A 19,002-nucleotide genomic window follows, 5' to 3' on the forward strand; every position below is an offset into this window, starting at 1 on the left:
GCCGGAAGGTGTACGCATGGAGTCCGTCATGCGCCTCGACGGCCATCAGGCTGTCATTCAGCTGCGTGAGGCGGTCGATTTCGAGGTCGGGCAGCAGGAAAAGCACGTTTCCATCCTGAATGCAGAAGAGCCCGCGCCCCTGGAGCGAGACCCAGATGCGCCGATCGGAGTCCATGGTCAGGGCCCGAACCCCTACGCCGCGGAGGGCGGGGTATTCCGCGAGTACCTGCATCGCACGGATGCCGGTGTCGGGGGAACGCTGTTTGTCGATATCGATGAGCCGGCCGTTCTCCCACACGATCAGGCGACCGTCCGGCGTCAGGGCCGGCTCGTAGTACACGCCTTCGCCCGGCATCCAGCCGAGCAGCATATCCTCTTCCCCATCGGCCTCGTAGCGGTAGAGCCCGTCCACGCGCTTGAAGAAACCGACGCCGTTCGCGTCTACAACGCCGCTCACCGCATTGTCGAGCGCTCCGACGCGCTGCCAGGCGGCATCCGCCGCATATTTGTACCAGGCGCGCCGTTCGATGGCGTAAAGTGCGTCGTCCTGGCCGTTGATGAGGGCCGTCCACCGGGCGTCATCACCAGGCTGAAAGGTCGCCGGGCGAGGTGCGACGCGGACGAGGCCTTCCGAACGCGAAAGCGTCCAGATCGAGCCGTCTGCCGCGGTCGAGACGCCCTGCAGTTCGACGAGTGGCTGGCCGGCCGACTCCATCACGTGCTCGACGCCCGGGTTGACCAGCTGTATCAGGCCATCCTGCGTCCCGATCCACGTGTTGCCTTCCTTATCGCGGAAGAGGCAGTTGATCCGGTTCGTGGGCATGCCGCTCTGCTCGTTCAGCGGCGCGAGCGGCGCCTGTTTCTGGAGATCCCACATCAGCCCGCCCAGCCGGCCCGACGCCACCGCGATGCGATCCGGTGTGACGCAGATGTGCTCGGCGCCGTTGGCTTGCAACACCAGTTCGAGGGTGCCGTCTGCCGCCAGGCGATACAATCCCTCGCGCTGATGCGTCACCCAGCCGGTGCCGTACATATCGAACCGCAGGAACCGCCATGAGCGGACCTCCATCCGTGCGAGATCCGCATGGAACTGCACGGTGCCGTCTGCCGTGACGCGCCCCGGGCCCAGCCGGCCGTCCAGGACCCATACCGTCCCGTCGGAGGCGATATCCGCGCTGACGATGCCCGAGCCTTCAGGCGTGCCGATCGCATAGCGGTAGCGGGCGTTGGTGAGCTGCTGCGTGCCCATGTCCAGCTTCCAGACCTTTTCCGTCCCGAACATGTACAGCGTATCCTGCCAGGCGACAAAGCGGTGGATGTGTTCGCCGGCCAGCGCCGGAAAGGGCTGCACCGCCTGATCGCCCTGCACAAGCCAGACGCCGCGAGACTCGGTTGCTACCCAGAGGCTGCCATCGGGCAGCGCCTCGATCTCGTAGACCGACGCCGCCGACGAAAGCCCCTCGAAAACCACGTCGTCGAACGTGATCCCGTTAAATACACTCAGACCGGCCGACGTGCCGATCCAGAGCCGGCCATCGACGGTTTGCGCGAGGGTTTTGACGTTTTCGTGGGGCAGCCCCTCCGGGATCGAATAATGCCGGAACGGTATGCGGCCGCCATCTGCCGAGGCGTCGCCGGCATGCAGGGCCATGCCCAGGAGCACGCAACAGAAAAAACGAAGAGATGGACTGTGGGTCAACGTATTCATCGCCTGTTTCTGTAACGGTGTCAGCAACGACGCGGGGACGCACAGGAGTTGCGCGGCTGCTCTGCCGTTAAAAAAAGCGAGGGGTATTCGTAGAAGGGAGGGGCTTATGCGCGTTCCGCCCACGCCACGAATCAAACAAGGCGTATCCTGTCAGTATCGGTTGCGACGCCGGCCTGTTTAAGCCGACACGTCCGAAGCAGGAGAGGCGAGGCAGGACTAGGGTATGAAGGTAGGACGCAACCGACCCATGATACGGGTCAAATTGACTCCTCAAGCATGCGCCTTTGGCGATACCTGCATATTCATGTGAGGGTGCGCCACACATGATTCAGGCCCTGAAAGCCCGTTAGAAGCCACTTATCATAACAAGCCCGGGCCCATCCTCGCACTTCAGCCACACGTTATCCATGTCGCGCCACACATTCATGCGATTGTGGCCGGCATGCGCAAATCCGTTTCTTTCGAGCGTCACCATTGCGCTCCCCTCGGCTAGCTATCACGTTTTGTTTCCACACATGAACCATTTCTACGTACACTCTGGAGGTATACTGAAATGACTACAAATCGCGTCTTCAAGGCGCTTGGAGGCTCGAAAGGCCTTACGTCCCTGGCACTGGCTCTCGGGCTGGGTTTTGCCGCGATGGGATGCGACAGCGCCAGCACCGAACCCGAACCTGAAGCGTGCGGCGGCGAAGGCATTCTGTGCAACGTCTCCGGCGCGCAGGGCGAAGCGGGCTACGGCAAGGACGGCCTTACCCCGTTCGACATGCGCCACTACTGGCCCGTCGACGTTACCCTCGGCACGGCCGGCGAAGTATTCATCGTCGACTGGAACAACCACGTCGTGCGCAAGATCGCGGCGGACGGCACAACCAGCCGCTTCATCGGCATCAGCACCCTGGGCGACGAGAGCACCGGGCCGGCTGACCAGCTGCACCTGAACCATCCGTCGAACCTCACCATCGGGCCGGACGGCGACTACTACCTCGCTTCGTGGCACAACTGGAAGATCAAGCTGATCGACAAGACCACGATGCAGACGTCGGCTCCGGTGGGTACGCTACAGGGCTACGAAGGCGACGGCGGCCCGGCCCAGATGGCCAGGATGGACCTGCCTGCGGCCGTTGTGTTCGACTTCGACGGCAACATGTACATCGCCGACCAGGGCAATGCGCGTATTCGCATCGTCACGCCGGACGGCATGATCGACACGTTCGTCGGTAGCGGCCAGCGCGCGTTCGCGGACGGCGTGGGCTCCGAAGCCAGCTTCTCGCTGCCGTTCGGCCCCGACGCCACGCCGGGTGGCAAGATCGCGATCAACGACGATCGGACGGCCATCTACCTGGCGGACACGAAGAACAACCGCATCCGCAAGATCGACATCGCGACGCGTATGGTCACGACGATCGCGGGTACGGGCGCTGCCGGCTACTCTGGTGACGGCGGCTCCGCGGTGAGCGCGACGCTCAACGGTCCGACGGACGTGTACGTTTCGCACGACCAGGATATCTACTTCGCGGACACCGAAAACCATGTGATCCGCAAAATCGATGTCGCGGGCAACATCTCCACGGTAGTCGGCACGGGCGAAGCCGGCTTCTCCGACGATGCCACGCCTGCGCTGCAAGCAAAGCTGAATCGCCCGTTTGGTATCACGTATGACGAGGGCAACCACACCCTCTACATCGCCGATACCTTCAACCAGCAGATCAAACGCGTCGAGTTGGACCACAACTAAAGACGCCTGAGATCATCCGGCACAGGCCGGAGTTGCGGGCCCCGTTTCGCCTCGTGACTCCGGCCTTGCTGCTACTCCCCCGCCCCGATCGAGATTACCCAAACCCGTTCCACACCCATCGCGATGCGCGGATTCACCGTTCCTGTCCGACTGTCGACGATAACCCGGTCGTTGGCTGCAGCGCTTTTGCTTTTTGTGAGCGCGTGCGACTTCAACCCCGATTTTTCCGAATTTAACGAACACGTGGAAGGCCCGTCGGAGCGCCCCGACGCCTGCAAGGAATTGGGCCTCGTATGCACCGTTGCCGGGGTGGCCGGCGAGGCCGGCTTCGAAGGTAACGGCGGCCCCGCCCTCTCCGCCCGGCTCAATTATCCCGTCGACATCGCCATGGCGCCGCTCACGTTGGCCCAGACCGGCGAAATTTATGTGCTCGACTGGAAGAACAACGCCGTCCGGCGCATCACGCCAGACGGCAGCATCCACGCCTTCATCGGCACCGGCGAACAGGGCGATGCCACCACCGGCGACGCCGGCAGCCTGACCCTGTACGAACCCACCGATCTCATCATCAGCCCGCGCGGCGACTTCTTCCTTACGGACTGGCAGAACTGCAAGATCAAGGTCGTAAATGCGATCACGCTTCAGACGACCGATTCGTACGGAACGACCGTTGGACTGGGCGGCGACGGAGGTCCGGCCGGCCTCGCGCACCTGAACCTCCCCAGCAGCTTCATTTTCGACCCGAACGGAGACATGTACATCTCCGACCAGGGCAACCAGCGCATCCGCCGGATCGACGTCGACGGCGTCATTTCAACCTTTTCAGGCACCGAAGCCGGGTATCACGACGGCGTGAAAGAAGGCGCCCTTTTTCGCTTTTCAGAGGGCGAGGGACTCGTGCCCGGCGGAAAATTGTCGATGAATACCCATGACTGGGCGATGTATATCGCCGATACGGAAAACAACCGGATCCGGCGCATCAACTTTTTCACAGGCGAGGTGACCACGGTCGCCGGCGACGGTACGCCCGGGTATGCCGGCGACGGCGGCGATGCACGAAAGGCCAAATTGAACCGACCGACCGACGTGATCTTCCGCGAGGACCACCACATCTACATCGCCGATTCCGGCAACCATGTCATCCGCAAGGTGGATCCTTTCGGCTTTATCACCACGCTGGTCGGCACCGGCGAACCCGGCACGTCTGCCGATGGCACGCCCGGGCCCCAGGCCCAGCTCGACACCCCGATGGGCATTTATTACGATGAAACTACCTTCACGCTCTATATAGCGGATACCCATAACCATCTGATCAAACGTATCAAAGATCGATAAACGACACTAACCTATGAAACGCTCTCCTTTTCGTCAGTTGATCCTTCTCGCGGCCGTGGCCGTCCTGTCTGTTGGTTGCGAACATGTCGACGCGGATAACGGCGACGAACTCGATTGCAACACTCCGTTCGTCGCCAGCGATTATCCGGCCGCGACGGTATCGTTCAATAACGACATCAAGCCGATCCTGGCCGCGAACGCCTGCAGTTCGATCTTTTGCCATGGCGGCGAGAAGCCCCCGTCGAACTTCTCGGTGAAGACCGCCACCGATATCCTCGGGCCCGGCAACGAAGCGTTGCAGCTCGAGGAGTGCAACGTGACCCGCGGCAAGCCGGAAGAGAGCTACCTCATCAAGAAACTCGAAGGCGCCGCCGGCATCATCGGCGAACGCATGCCGTTCGGCGGCGGCCCGATCGACCCGACCCAGCTTGAGACGATCCGCCAGTGGATCATCGAAGGCGCCCGGGACAATTGATCGCGATCGATCGGGCAACGCCATGAAAGCGTCTGCACATCGCTTCGCGCTCGCCGGCTTATTCGTCGCCGTAGGGCTCCTCGGGATTGCCCTGAGCCCCCGAGGAGCCGCGGCGCAGGCCTGGACGATGCCCCGGGGGGCGTCATACACGAAGCTCTCCTACGGGATGAGCACGGCCGGCTTCCAGTACACGTTCGACGGCCGCCGGACGGATTTTATCGACGGCCTCCCCGGCGATACGTTCAAGGACCGGAGTCTGTACCTGTACAGCGAGATCGGGCTGTTTAAGAACGCGACGCTGGTCCTGAACGTCCCCTACAAACGCATTTTCGTGCGCGACCACGCATTTCGCTTTCGCGTGTTCGCGTTCGGCACCGCCCAGGTCGGGCTTCGCGTGGGGCTGCTCCCGCTGCTCGGCATCGGCCCGTCGGCGCACGCGCTCTCCATCACCGGCACCCTGGGGCTCCCGACGGGCTACACGCGCAACTACGCCCCGAGCGTCGGGGCCGGCCAGATGGACGGCCAGCTCGCCCTCAGCTACGGGATCAGCATGTGGCCCTTCCCGGGCTATGCACAGGTTGGCGCCGGCGTGCGCTACCGCTCGTCGATCTTCAGCCTCTCCGGCGTGACGGTATGCCAGCCGGGAAACGACATCGACTGCATCGCCGACCGCAAGCCGACCTACGGCAGCGAGATGCTATACTCCGGCGAGATCGGTTTCACCCCCTTGCGCGGCGCGCTGCTGATCCAGGCGCTGGCCGGCGCAATCTGGTCCATCGACGCCCCGACCGTCGGGTTCTCCGCCCTCAACCCGATCCCCACGCATCAGCGGGCCCTCAAAATCGGTGCGGGCTTCGGCATCTATCCGTTTCGCCTCCTGAACGTCCCCTTCCTCGCTCCCCTCGGCGTCAGCGCCCAGTACTACCGGACGCCGTACGGACAGAACACCATCGACTCGCGGGACCTCTTCCTGGGTTTCGACTACCGTTTCACTGCAAGCAAAAAGTAACCCTGTCATGAAAACACTGCGCTACGGAAGCCCCCTGCTTATCGCGGCGATGCTGCTCGCCTCAGGCTGCGACCTCTTCAAAAACGACGAGGAGCCGGAAGTGGCGACGATCGCGTTCCACATCGATAACGTGGTCGGCGGTCGCAACCTCGCGCTCAACACCGGCAGCTACACGAACGCCGCCGGCCAGCCCTTCAGCGTCTCGCTCCTCGAGTACATCGTCACCGACATCGCCCTCCACCAGGCGGACGGCACGGTGGTCGACCTCGAGGCCGCCCATTACTGCAACGAAGCCGACGCCGCCACCCACGAGCTGCACGAAATCGAGATCCCGGCCGGCGCCTACACGGCGCTCACGTTCACGTTCGGCGTGAAAGAAGACGAAAATACGTTCGGCATGCTGCCCAACACGACCGAGTTCGCGAACATGATGTGGCCGATGATGATGCCGATGGGCGACGGCGTGACGGATCGATACCACTACATGCGCTTCGAAGGCGCCTATGGGGATCAGGGCCAGACCTTCCGGATTCACGCCGGCCCGTCCGGCGGCGGCGACTACTCGTTCGACGTGTCCCTGCCGCTCGCCATGGATGTCGAAAGCGGGGCGGATGTCCACATGCACGTCAACATGAACGTCGACCAGTGGCTGACCGGCCCGAACACCTGGAATTTCGACGACTTCGGGATGATCATGGGCAACCCCGCGGCGCAGTCGCTCGTGCAGGCCAACGGCTCCACGGTCTTTACGCTCGGCGATGTGCATTTCTAGCATCGCCGCCGCTGGCGGCAATAGGTACAGGTTGCAAGTTCCAGGTTCCAGGTGATCTGAGCGTGAGAAGGACAGCGCACATAGGGTTGATGGCCATCCTGTCTCTGGCGGGATGTGAGATCTTGGGTGGTCCGGATTCTCCAACACCGTACGCCCTCGATATCCCTGCATCCTTTCCCGAGGCCACCCTTCCCGCCGACAACCCCATGACGCGGGAAGGCGTGGCGCTCGGCGAGCGGTTGTTTTTCGATCCGATCCTCTCGATCGACAGCACGGTCGCCTGCGGTTCGTGCCACGACCCCGCCTTCAGTTTCAGCGACCCGAAAGCGTTCAGCGACGGCGTGGCCGGCAAGACGGGGCGCAACTCCATGGCTGTCGTCAATGTGGCGTGGATGCCGACGCTGTTCTGGGACGGCCGCGCCGGCAGCGTCGAAGAGCAGGCGCTGGGCCCTGTCGAGAACCCTGTTGAGATGGGCGAGTCGTGGCCGCACGTCGTCGAAAAGCTCCAGCGGCATCCGGACTACCCGCGGCTGTTTGACGAGGCCTTCGAAACGTCCGCCATCACGCCGGAACTCGTCGTCAAGGCCATCGCCCAGTACGAGCGGACGCTGATCTCGGCCAACGCGCGCTACGACCGGTTCAAGGCGGGCGAGGAGACCCTGACCGCCCAGGAAGAGCTGGGGCGCACCATCTTCTTCGGCGAGCGCGGGGACTGCTTCCACTGCCACGGCACCGCGCTCTTCACCGACAACCGATACCACAATAACGGACTCGACGCCGTGCCGGCCGACTCCGGGCTCGCCGGCATCACCGGCGCCTCGTTCGACCTCGCCAAATTCAAGACGCCCTCGCTGCGCAACGTGGCAGTCACGGCGCCCTACATGCACGACGGCCGGTTCGAGACACTCGAAGACGTCGTCACCTTTTACAATGCGGAAGTCCAGCCATCGGCCACCCTCGACCCGCTCCTCGGCCGCACCCGGCGGGAGCCGCTGAGCGACGAGGAGCAGGCGGCGCTCGTCGCCTTTTTGCATACGCTGACCGACGACGACTTCCTATCCCCCTGATCATCATGCCATTCGACCCACTCACACGACGCGCTTTCCTGCGCAGGACCGGCGGCCTCGTCGCCGGCGTGTCCCTGACGGCGCTCGTCGGTTGCGAAAGCTTCGGCGTCGAACCCGTCACCGGGGGGATCGACTTCCTGCCGTTCATCACGCCCAACGAGACCTTTTTCAAGCAATTTGGGGCGGATGGCGGCGTCAAGGACTGGCCGGGCATCCAGCAGATTCCCCAGAGCGAATGGTCGCTGTCGATCGACGGCGCCGTCGCCTCCCCGCGGACGCTCCGCATCGCCGATATCTTCGCCGAGGCCGAGCATGAAGTCACCATCCTGTCCACGCTGCGGTGCATCCTGGACAACAACGCCGGCCAGGGCCTCGTGGGCACGGCCACCTGGAAAGGCATCCCCCTGCGCCGCTTCCTGGACGCGGCGGGCGTCGACCTGACGCGCGCGCGCCGGCTGCGCTTTTACGGGGCCGACGGATTTACCAACAACCTGCCGATCGAGCGGGTTTTCGGGGATGCCGAGAGCGACCTCGTGGAGCCCCTGCTGGTGTATGAGATGAACGGCATTGCAGTGCCGTCGTCGCACGGCGCCCCGATTCGTCTGCTCGTCCCGGGTTATTACGGCTACAAAAGCGTCAAGTGGCTCACCCGCGTGGAGGTCACCGAAAACGACGACCCGTTCGGCACCTATCAGGAGGTGCTCGGCTACACCGACGACGGGCGGATCGATGTCTCCTGCAAGACGACCAGCATCCTGCGCGGGGCGCGGATCCCCGCAGGGCCGGCGCGCATCGCCGGCTTCGCGCTCAGCGGCCACGGCAGCATCGACCAGGTCCGCCTCACGATCGACGGCGGCGAGATGGTGCAGGCCCGCATCCTGAGTCTGAACGAACTGCTCGCGTCCGCGCCCGACATCCGCGGCGCGTTCCAGCTCACCCAGACGGATCGATTCCCCTACCCGTACCGGGGCGTCTGGACGCTCTGGGAATACCAGTGGGACGCCACGCCGGGGCAGCATCTCATCCGCGTGCAGGCCCACGACGCCGCCGGCAACGAACAACCGCCCTCCGACGACGACCCCACCGACGGTCAGAATCCGGCTTTCGAATTTAATGTCACGGTAGAAAGTAGTTCATGAATCACATGATGTATCCACGATAAAAACACAAAAAGGAATGCGTGCATTACGAGGAGTATCCCTGCGCAACGCCGGCGTAGTACTGGCGGTGACCCTGCTCGCGCTGGCGAGCGGCCGGCCGCTCCAGGCCCAATCGACCACCGACCTGGACGCCCAGGTCGCCGACCTTTTCGAGCGAAGCTGCGCCCGCGCCGGATGCCACGCCGGACCGGTCCCGATGATGAATCTGGACCTCAGCCGGGACCAGCATTATGCCGCGCTCGTCGGCGAGGCCAGCACGGAGAACCCGCAGATCAAGCGGGTGGAGCCGGGCCGGCCGGATCAGAGCTACATCATCATGAAATTGAAGGGCGAGCCGGGCATCGTGGGGATGCAGATGCCGTTCACGGGCGACAAGCTCACGCCCGATGAAATCGGGCTTATCGAACAGTGGATCGCGGGCATGGGCGGCGTGGACGAAAGCCGCAAAGCCGCCGCGCCGGCCGCCGAACCGTATCCCTTTTACGGCTGGAAGGTGATGAACCTGCCGACGAGCCGCACGCTCAACGCCGGCAACATGCTGTTCATGATCGGGCACCGCTTCAACCCGCGCATCAGCGACGGCTACAGCGCCTTCTTCGGCCTCGACGGCAGCGCCATCATCTACCTGAGCCTCGGTTACGCGATCACCGACAACCTCCTCGTCGCGCTGGCGCGCAGCAACTCCGCCGACGATGTCGAGCTGTCGGCTCGCTACGGGCTCATGCGCCAGGGCGGTGCACGCAACTGGCCCATCGGCGCCAGCCTGCAAACGACCGCCAACTGGATCACGCAGACCAACGAAGGCGAATCGAGCTTCGAGGCCGAACGGCTCAAGTTCACCGCGCAGCTGAGCCTCACGCGCTCCATCATGGACCGGATCGGACTGGCCGTCGTGCCCGGCGTGCTCGTGAACCAGAATGAGATCGAGACCGACGAGCCCCTGCTCGTGACCGTGGGTCTCGGCGCCCGGTGGCGTTTCGCGCCCAAGCTTTCCATCATCGGCGAGTGGGTGCCGATCGTCTCCGGCTACAACCGTTCGCTCATCTTCGGCAACGACATCCGGTACGACAGCTGGGGCGGCGGACTGGAAATCAGCACTGCCGGCCACGTCTTCCAGATCGTCGTCGCCAATGCGGTCGGCCTGACGACCGACCAGTACCTGCGGGGCGGCGACCTCGGTATCGAAAATGGCGATATCCGGCTTGGATTCAATATTTTCCGCATCCTCACACCCTGAACGCTTCGGCGGGGAGGCGGCATACGCCCCTCCCCGCTGGTCATCTGACGATCCTCGCGTACATCCCGTAAAAGCGGGTTTCGTGAAACTCAACCGGAAGTTGGCGTAGAACACGCAACGTCCCTTATCTTTTGCCATGCCTACCGCACGCTCCATACGCGCAACCCTTATCCTGGCGACGTTTCTCGCCGGGATGATCGTTGCGCCGTTGTCGCACTACGCCTACATGGCGCTGGGCGATGCGTACGCGCCGGCAGGAATGGCCGCCTCGCACCATGCGGGGATGCGCCACGCGACGGACATGCCGGCGTCCCTGCCGGACGCCCCTTCGGTTTCCGGCAAAACGGAGGTCCTGGTTTGCGATTACTGGAGCCTCTTCGCCACCTTCGCGGCGATCGACGCGGGGCAGCCTTCGTTGCTTATCGCGCCGGATCGCGGCACGCATCATAACGCGTATCCCGCGGATCAACCGCTGCCCGTCGCCCCATCGACGGCCCATCTCCGAGGCCCGCCCGCCGCCTGAGGCCGCACCCCACCGCCTCCTCCCTTCTTTCCTGATCGATTCTTCGAGGTCCCAACCGCCCTCTCGTGGCGGCGCACGTTCCACGCATGGCTGCAGGCCGTTTGCCGTCCTTACGGCGTTGTGGACCCCATCTACCTAACAGGCAACTGCATGGCAGACGCAATGAGCGCGCCAGGCAGCCCGCATCCTATCTATCCTATGAATCGCTATAAGAGCCTTTTATTCGCCGCGCTTCTGGCCCTGATCGGCGCGTCGCCCGCGCAGGCCCAGCACCAGATTACCGGCATCGTCGTGGACGCCGCCACCCAGGAAGCCCTGCCTGGCGTCAACGTGTTCGCCACCGGCACGACCCTTGGCGCGACCACGGACTCGGACGGCCGCTTCACCGTCCGGTCGACCGTCAACCTGACCAGCCTCACGTTTTCCTATCTGGGCTACAAGGCCCAGACGATCGAACTCGGCGCCGAAACGGAGCTGCGCGTCGCGCTCGAGCCGACGACCGTCGACCTCCAGCCCGTGATCGTTTCCGCCGGCCGCGGCGTCCAGGCCCGCACCGACGCCCCGATCGCCATCGACGCGCTCTCCGCGAGCAAGCTCCAGGAAACGAAGCCCACGATGCTCTACCAGGCGCTCAACCAGATCCCCGGGGTGCACATGACCAACCTCGGCAACGAGCAGCATACCATGAGCATCCGGCAGCCGCTCCAGTACAAGGCGCTGTTCGTCTACCTGGAAGACGGGCTCCCGATTCGCCCGACCGGGGTGTTCAACCATAATGCACTGATTGAAATCAACATGGCCGGCATCGAGCGGGTCGAGGTCATTCGCGGTCCCTCCTCCGCCCTCTACGGCAGCAACGCCGTCGGCGGCGCGATCAACTTCATCACCCCCGAGCCGACCGACGTGTTTTCCGGCTACTTCAACGCGCGGGTGGACAACTACGGGTACCGCCGCAGCGACTTCAACGCCAGCACGACGTTTGGCAAGCTCGGCATCTACGCCGGCGGCTATGTGGCCCGCCAGCGCGATAGCTGGGCGGATCATACCGACTTCGACAAGCTTTCCCTCACGTTCCGTGCGGATTACGCCCTCGCCGAGCGTACCAAGTGGGTCACTACGCTGTCCACCAACCATCTGGACACCGACATGCGCGGCGACCTGGACAGCCTGAATTTCTACGGCCGCGGCTATTCGAGCCTCCAGACGTTCACCTACCGCACCGTCGACGCCACGCGCGTCCGCTCGACCGTCACGCAGAACTGGAACGATCTGAACACCAGCGATCTCACCGTCGGCTTCCGGCAGAACTCCATCGGCCAGCTGCCGTCCTACCGCGTACGCGACGATCGTACGAACCCGCTCCGCGCGACGGGCGAGATCAACGACAACTCGTTCACCAGCTACCTCGCCAACCTCCAGCACAAGGCATATTTCGGGACGATGGACGCCGTGCTCACCGCCGGCCTCAGCGCCGACTTCAGCCCCAACTCCTATTACGCCGATTTCCTGGAGATCCAGCGCAATGCCGACGGGCAGTACATCGGCTTTACGCAGCTTGATTCGACGCTGACGAACTACGATGTCGACCTCCTGAACACGGCCGCCTACGCCCAGTTCGAGATCGTGCCGATCGACCGGCTGCGCCTGGTGGCGTCCCTGCGGTACGACCGGATCGACTATAATTACGACAACCACCTGACCGCTTCGGCCTTTTCGGGCGCTCCCGACGAGAAGAACGGCTATAACAGCCTCAGTCCGAAACTCGGCCTGACCTACGACCTCCGCCGGGGCCGCGGGCTGTACGCCAACTGGAGCCAGGGTTTTATCCCCCCTGAAATCGGCGACCTCTACCGCGGCGTCAAGGTACCCACGCTCCAGCCGGCCAACTTCGACTCGTACGAAGCCGGCGGCTGGGCTGCGTTCCTTCAGGGCAAGCTCTACGTCAACGCCAGCCTGTACCGGATGGACGGCCGTAACGAGATCATCTCCGTCCGCCTCGACGACGGCTCGACGGAAAACCGGAACGCCGGCAAGACGCGCCACACCGGCGTCGAGTACGCCGTGGTCTACTCCCCGATCCAGGCGTTGTCCTTCCGGATCGGCGGCACCAACGCGGTGCATGAGTTCTTGCGGTACGAAGAGGCCGGCGTGATCTATGACGGCAACGAGATGAACCAGGCGCCCGGCTGGATCGCCAACGCCGAGGTCATGTTCCGTCCGCCCTTCCTCAAGGGATCGCGCATCGCGCTGGAATGGCAGCACCTCGATCGCTACTACATGGATGTGGCCAACACGTTCGAATACGACGGCTACAACCTGCTGCACCTCCGGATGGGCTACGAAATCAAGGGCGTCGAAGTATGGGCGAACGTCGAGAACCTGACCGACGAACTCTACGCCAACATCGCCGCGCGCAACCGGTTTGGCGACAGCTACTCGCCCGGCTCGGCGCGCAACATCGTGTTCGGCGTCGGCTACCGGTTTGGCCGTCGCTGATTAACCCGCTGTTTTCGCATCGGGACCCGGGCCAGCAGGTCCGGGTCCCTCACTCCGTTCGAAGAGCCACCATGCAAACCACCCGTTTCACCGCCTTCGCCGCCCGCACCGCGCTGGCGTTCCTGATCCTGGCCGGCTGCGAGCCGGATGCCGGCGCGCCGGCGCCTGAACCGCATGCCCAGTCCGCGCCGGTGCTGCGCGCGGCATCGACCGTGACCGATGCCCTCACCCCCACGACGGCCGTCGATCCCGAGACCGGCGCCGCGTATCTGGCGTTTTTCCGGAAGGATGGCGACCAGACCAATGTGTACCTGGCGCGCCGCGAACCCGGCGCGTCGGCGTGGTCCGAGGCCGTCCGCGTGAACAGCGTGCCCGGCGACGCGAGCCCGCATGCCCAGGCGCCGGCCCAGGTGGCCGTCGGGCCTGAAGGCCATGTGTATGTGGCCTGGACCAACGCGATCCCGATCGAGGGCCGGCGATTCCCGGCCAGCAACCTGCTGTTCGCCCGCTCGACCGACGAGGGCCGCACCTTCAACGAACAGCGCGCCGTAAATTCGGACGCTGACGCCCGTACGTCGAGCCATACCTTCCACGACATCACGGTGGGGCGCGACGGGGTCGTTTACGTCTCCTGGCTCGACTCGCGCAAGCGCGATGCGGCCACGGCGGCGGCCGAGACGCCGGTGCGACCTGCCGGCATGGGCGAGCATAGCCACCACGCGGGATCTTCGGAGCTGCCGGGCACCGAGCTCTGGGTAGCTTCCTCGCGGGATGGCGGCGACAGCTTCAGCGCGGGCACCGTCGTGGCCGGCGGAACGTGCCAGTGCTGCCGCACCTCGATGGCCGTGGCGAACGACGGGTCGGTGCATATCGTCTGGCGCCACATCTTCGGCGAAAACGAGCGGGACATGGCCATCGCGCATTCGACCGACGGCGGCGCGACCTTCAGCGCGCCGAGCCGCATCCATGCCGACCACTGGGAGATCGACGGCTGCCCGCATGCCGGCCCCTCCCTCGTGATCGACGCGCAGGGGCAGTACCATGTCGGCTGGTATACCGGCGAACCGACGCGCGCCGGCATCTACTACGCGCGGTCGGAGAACGGGACGACGTTCAGCGAACCCCAGGCGCTGGTCACCGGCGTGGGCGTCTCGCAGGTCAAACTCAGCGGCAACGGTCTCCCGACGGTGCTCGTAGCCTGGGAGGACAAACACAGCCAGTCGGTCCGCCTCGGATATGCCACACCGTCCGGCGTCGAGTCGCTGGAAGCGGGCTTCGAGGCCGCGACCCTGCCGGCGATTTCGGCGAGCCCGAATGGGTGGATCGCGGTGGCCCAGGAAGGCAGCGACGTCGCGATCGTGTCCGGGGAATGACCGGTTGCTGTCTGCTTATTCTTCGGACAGCGCCATCTTCAGATGTAGATCCTGGTTCTCAGCGCCGCGTTGCGTGGAGGCAGGAGGTGGGCTCAACCCCACCCTGCATGTTCGGACACCGCCGGGCCTATGGCGCGGGTTGAACGCAGCCAAAGCGTTTCAGCCCGCGCCATTTACCATCTTAGTCCAAGCGCGAGATAGACGTTTCGGCCGAGATTGGGCAGATTGCCGAAGCTCAAATGTTCGTGGTAGTAATAGTCGAACACATTCTCCACGCCGGCTTTGATCTCGGTTCGCTCCCCAATCGGCAGATGCGTTCGGAGATTGACGACGAAATACCCGTCTGTCCCGTCCTCCTCCGCCACCTTGCGGGCCACCTTGTTTTGCGGTGCGGCGGCGCGCAATTCGATCTCTCCGCCCCATCCTTTGCGATGGTTGTACGTGACGCTGGAGGTGCTGAACAGCGGCGGGATGAGAGGGAGCGGCTCGTCGTCCTCGATATTCCACCCCCGCGTATACGACGCCGCGCCGGTCCATTCGAACCCATACCCGAGGTCCAGTACGGCGCTTAGCTCTCCCCCGGAAAGCGTGGCGCCCTCGATATTGGTGAAAACACGGAAGCGATACGTGTTGCCCCCCCCGACGAGCCCGGTGTCGGGGTGGCCGAGGATGTACTGGTCCACGTAATTGTAGAACGCATTCAGCCGCAGGCCAAAACGGTTGCCCAGTCGTTCAAAACCCAGTTCGACCTGCCGACTGCGCTCTGGCTTCAAGCCCGGGTTTCCCGTGTAGAAATAGCCGTCGACATAATTATAGATGTAGTGTCCGTAGTTTTCCACGTGCGTGGGCAGACGCGCGACGTTGGCGGCGGCCAGGCGGAGCAAGGTCCGCTCGGCCAGCGTGTACTCCAGGGTCACGCTGACGCCAGGAATGGCGTAGGAGCGGGCGAGCGGCAGATCGCCCCAGCGACCCTGCAGGATGGCGCGGGCTTCCTCGCGCTGCACGTCGCGCCAGGAATAATCGTAACGGGCATTCATACGGAGCTTGAGCCGGGGCGCCGGCGTCGCGCTGTAATCGACCGCGGCCGCCGCCTGGCGAATCAGTACATCACCGAGATTCAGCAGGTACATATCGGGGATGTTCGGGAGAACGCTGAACATCCACATCTCTCCAAAACTGAGCGTTTGTGTCGCATCTAGGGTCAGCCCGACGCGATGGGCGCCCTTCGAGGCACGGACGGTGCTCATCCCGCCGGCGGTGCGTGTCAACCCATACATCGGCATGTTCATCGATCGCATCACGGAACGCTGCGTCACATCGCGCCGGTAGTCATCCATCCAGTGATCGACCGTGTTATAGTAGACACGCGTCTCCCATGACTGGATATATCCGTCCGGAGCAGCCGGCGCCCAGTTGTGGGTAAGGCTGTAGATGCGCGCCTCGGCCAGCGTGGCGTCCATCAGAAGCACGGGGTAGCCGACATGCCAGGCGTTGTCGGCCAGCATGGACGCCGTGAACTGATGGGTCGCTCCCACCTTCTGGGCAACATCGATCTTGTAGTTATTCTTGGTAAAGCCGGAGTTGGCGACAGGGGCGCGACCGCCAGGCGAAAAATCGTTCGCCGATTTGTACGAGAAACTGGCGCGCACACTGGTTTTTCGATGCGAGGCGCCGCCGGCAAAACGAACGCGCCGGAGGGCCGCAGCCGATTCGTAGCCGAACTCCGCATCCGCAAAAAAGGGCCGTGTAAAGCTGGGTTTTTCTGTGACCAGGTTGACCGTACCACCAATTTGCGATCCCTGTGATAGATCGAACCCGCCCTTAGACAGCTCGAGCTTCTCCAGATTCTCGACTTCCACATACGCCGACGTCGGGTCCATCTTGTCGATGCATGCACCGACTACCTTGATCCCGTCGATCACCAGCGCCACCTGTCCCCCGTTCATGCCGCGAATCACCGGCTCCCAGGCAAAGTTGGCGCGCTGGATAAAATCAGCGCCCGGAATGCGGTCCACCAGATCTTCCGTCGCATCGATGTAGGCGACAGGCGCTGTTAATTCGTCGGATTTGGGTGCGACACCGCTTACCATGACCTCCTGGAACAGGACGATCACCGGCGTGAGCGCGATGCGCAGCGAATCGTGCGCGGCGGCCGGCATGTGCACGGCAAGAAGCTGCGTCTCGAACCCGAGCGCGGAGATGCGCAGAGCGTGGTGCCCGTCTTCGAGGCGGATTCGGAACGTCCCATCGTCTCCGCTCGCCGTGCCCACCGCGCCGTTGTCCACAACGATGTTGGCCAGCGCGATGGGGGCGCCGGACGAGGCATCGAGGACGATGCCGGCGAGCGTTTGCTGCGCCTGCGCGTCCACGCCTCGAACCCCTAGAACGGCCGTAAAAAACAGCAAGATAAAAGATCGTATCACGGCGTTTCCGGTTAATACACGATAAAGCGAGGGAACAGGACGGTGTCTCGCGCTTCGCCGGGACGATCGACAAAAACCGTCATATCCCATCCCCCAGACATGATAAAATTGATGCGGCCTTCATAGCGCCCCTTCGCCGTATGGGCCGGCGCGGCATACGGTGTACTGTGCCCGTCGCCACCGCCCATGTCCATATACGGATAGAGATCCACCGAGGCGTCATCGATGGGCGCAAAGCCGTCCTCCGTCCGCGCGAACAGATCGAAGGCTATCGTATCCTCCCCCGTCTTCGGACGCCCCGGCTGTACCCAGGCCACGTAATAGGGGAATTGCCCGGGCGAGACCACTTCCTGTAGCCAGAGGGAGTCCACGACGGGCACATCGAAACGTCCTGTGCGTGTCTCCGAACCCATCTGCGCGACAACAGCCACCTGCCAGGTAAAGGTCGGCCCTTTCGGCTGCAGGAAGAGCACCGGGACGCTGAAATATCCGCTATCGTCGGCTTCGACGGGCAAGGGGGACTCGACCGGCGCGGCGATCGTTGAGCCGTCTTCTTCGCGGGTCGGGATGAGTTGGAGCCGAGCCGATGTCGCGTGCTCGTCGGTACCGCTCCGGTTCAGACGAACCAGCAGGTGGTTGTAGCCGGCATGGATCTCGCCTCGGCTCAACAAAGCGAGGTCCCAACCCTCCAGCGTCTGCTGCCCGAGCAGGCGCGGGAGATCATCTTCCTGCGCTTCGGACGGATCCGGATGCCGGCTAAAAAAATCGGTCTCGGTGATATCGGGTGCGCAGCCACCCAGCACCAGCGTACCGAGTAGCAGGCCCGATATCAGGCTATGGAATACCTTCATAGACGACCTCATCGGTCAATGTCATCAGAAACGCGATCAGCGCCTCCCGCTCCGCGGCAGTCAGATGAAGGGGGCGTATTGCTTCATGCTGTCCTCGCGAACCCGTGCCGCCGGCATCATAGTGTGCAATGACGTCTTCGAGCGTAGCCAGACGTCCGTCATGCATGTAGGGAGCGGTAAGGGCCACATTGCGAAGCGACGGAACCTTGAAGCGAGCGAAGTCGCCTGAATCGAGCGTGATGCGGGCGCGCCCCGAGTCCGCTGCGGCGAAGGCCAGGCCGTTGTTCACGAATTCGCCGGTCGTGAGCAAAAAGCCCCGATGACAGGTCGCGCAACCGGCAGCCCCCTCGAAAAGCGCCATGCCGTCCTTCTCCTGGGCCGTCATGGCGTAGACCTGCCCGTCGAGAAACCGATCGTAGCGCGACCCGCCGCTGAGCAGGGTGCGCTCGTAGGCGGCAATCGCGCGCGTCAGTGTCGGAATCGAGGGCGCTTCATCAAAAACGGCGTTAAACAGTCGGCTGTATTCGGGATCCTCGCGTAGTCGCTGGAGAATTTCGGCCAGATCCGCGTCCATCTCTCGATGGTCCTCGAGCGGCGCCAGCACCTGGTTTTCCAGCGTGAGCGCCCCACCATCCCAGAAAAAGAGCCGGCCGTAGGCCACGTTTACCAGCGAAGGCGAATTGCGAATGCCGGCACGGCCCTCCACCCCAATGCTGACCGGGCGCGGATCCGCGAATGCACGTTCCGGGTCATGGCAGCTTGCGCACGATATCGTCCGGTCCGCCGAGAGTATCGGGTCGAAAAAGAGCCGTTTGCCCAGTTCGACTTTCCGCTC

At 63.6% G+C, this 19,002-nt stretch carries 15 protein-coding genes; 11 read left to right on the forward strand and 4 right to left on the reverse strand.

Annotation, left to right across the window (positions count from 1 at the left end; genetic code table 11):
• Positions 1-1,708, reverse strand: a 1,708-nt coding sequence (locus R2834_23950; GenBank protein MEZ4703405.1) for a two-component regulator propeller domain-containing protein, incomplete at its 3' end; no start/stop codon positions are given.
• 553 nt (positions 1,709-2,261) lie between these two features.
• Between R2834_23950 and R2834_23955 the strand changes: the two genes are divergently transcribed.
• The 11 genes from R2834_23955 (at position 2,262) to R2834_24005 (ending at position 14,893) form a co-directional block, all read left to right on the forward strand.
• A complete protein-coding gene (locus tag R2834_23955; protein ID MEZ4703406.1) occupies positions 2,262-3,446 on the forward strand; it encodes a hypothetical protein in 1,185 nt (394 codons plus the stop codon).
• 171 nt (positions 3,447-3,617) lie between these two features.
• Positions 3,618-4,781 (forward strand): hypothetical protein, encoded by a 1,164-nt coding sequence (locus R2834_23960; protein MEZ4703407.1) that lies wholly within the window; start codon positions 3,618-3,620, stop codon positions 4,779-4,781.
• A 13-nt stretch (positions 4,782-4,794) separates the two neighbouring features.
• On the forward strand, positions 4,795-5,256 hold the full coding sequence (locus R2834_23965) for a hypothetical protein (protein MEZ4703408.1): 462 nt from the start codon (positions 4,795-4,797) through the stop codon (positions 5,254-5,256).
• Positions 5,257-5,278: 22 nt separating this feature from the next.
• Positions 5,279-6,265, forward strand: a complete 987-nt coding sequence (locus R2834_23970; protein ID MEZ4703409.1) for a hypothetical protein — start codon at positions 5,279-5,281, stop codon at positions 6,263-6,265.
• A 7-nt stretch (positions 6,266-6,272) separates the two neighbouring features.
• Positions 6,273-7,037, forward strand: a complete 765-nt coding sequence (locus tag R2834_23975) for an MbnP family protein (GenBank protein MEZ4703410.1) — start codon at positions 6,273-6,275, stop codon at positions 7,035-7,037.
• 206 nt (positions 7,038-7,243) lie between these two features.
• On the forward strand, positions 7,244-8,104 hold the full coding sequence (locus R2834_23980) for a cytochrome c peroxidase (protein ID MEZ4703411.1): 861 nt from the start codon (positions 7,244-7,246) through the stop codon (positions 8,102-8,104).
• Positions 8,105-8,109: 5 nt separating this feature from the next.
• Complete coding sequence (locus tag R2834_23985) at positions 8,110-9,243, forward strand: molybdopterin-dependent oxidoreductase (GenBank protein ID MEZ4703412.1); 1,134 nt, start codon at positions 8,110-8,112, stop codon at positions 9,241-9,243.
• A gap of 37 nt (positions 9,244-9,280) precedes the next feature.
• Positions 9,281-10,501: a DUF5777 family beta-barrel protein gene (locus R2834_23990; GenBank protein ID MEZ4703413.1), complete on the forward strand. Its 1,221-nt coding sequence runs from the start codon at positions 9,281-9,283 to the stop codon at positions 10,499-10,501.
• A 136-nt stretch (positions 10,502-10,637) separates the two neighbouring features.
• Complete coding sequence (locus tag R2834_23995) at positions 10,638-11,024, forward strand: hypothetical protein (GenBank protein ID MEZ4703414.1); 387 nt, start codon at positions 10,638-10,640, stop codon at positions 11,022-11,024.
• Between the two features lie 198 nt (positions 11,025-11,222).
• Entirely contained in the window at positions 11,223-13,520 is a 2,298-nt protein-coding gene (locus tag R2834_24000) for a TonB-dependent receptor (GenBank protein MEZ4703415.1), read from the forward strand.
• A gap of 71 nt (positions 13,521-13,591) precedes the next feature.
• Positions 13,592-14,893, forward strand: a complete 1,302-nt coding sequence (locus R2834_24005) for a sialidase family protein (GenBank protein ID MEZ4703416.1) — start codon at positions 13,592-13,594, stop codon at positions 14,891-14,893.
• A gap of 173 nt (positions 14,894-15,066) precedes the next feature.
• Here the strand turns inward: R2834_24005 and R2834_24010 are convergent, their stop codons facing one another.
• The 3 genes from R2834_24010 to R2834_24020 all read right to left on the reverse strand — a co-directional run.
• Positions 15,067-17,316, reverse strand: coding sequence for a TonB-dependent receptor (locus tag R2834_24010; protein ID MEZ4703417.1), 2,250 nt, complete (start codon positions 17,314-17,316; stop codon positions 15,067-15,069).
• A gap of 11 nt (positions 17,317-17,327) precedes the next feature.
• On the reverse strand, positions 17,328-18,167 hold the full coding sequence (locus tag R2834_24015; GenBank protein MEZ4703418.1) for a FixH family protein: 840 nt from the start codon (positions 18,165-18,167) through the stop codon (positions 17,328-17,330).
• On the reverse strand, positions 18,151-19,002 hold an 852-nt coding region (locus R2834_24020; protein MEZ4703419.1), incomplete at its 5' end, for a cytochrome c peroxidase. The genes R2834_24020 and R2834_24015, both read right to left, overlap by 17 nt.

Source organism: Rhodothermales bacterium, assembly GCA_041391505.1.
Taxonomy (GTDB): Bacteria; Bacteroidota; Rhodothermia; order Rhodothermales; family JAHQVL01; genus JAWKNW01.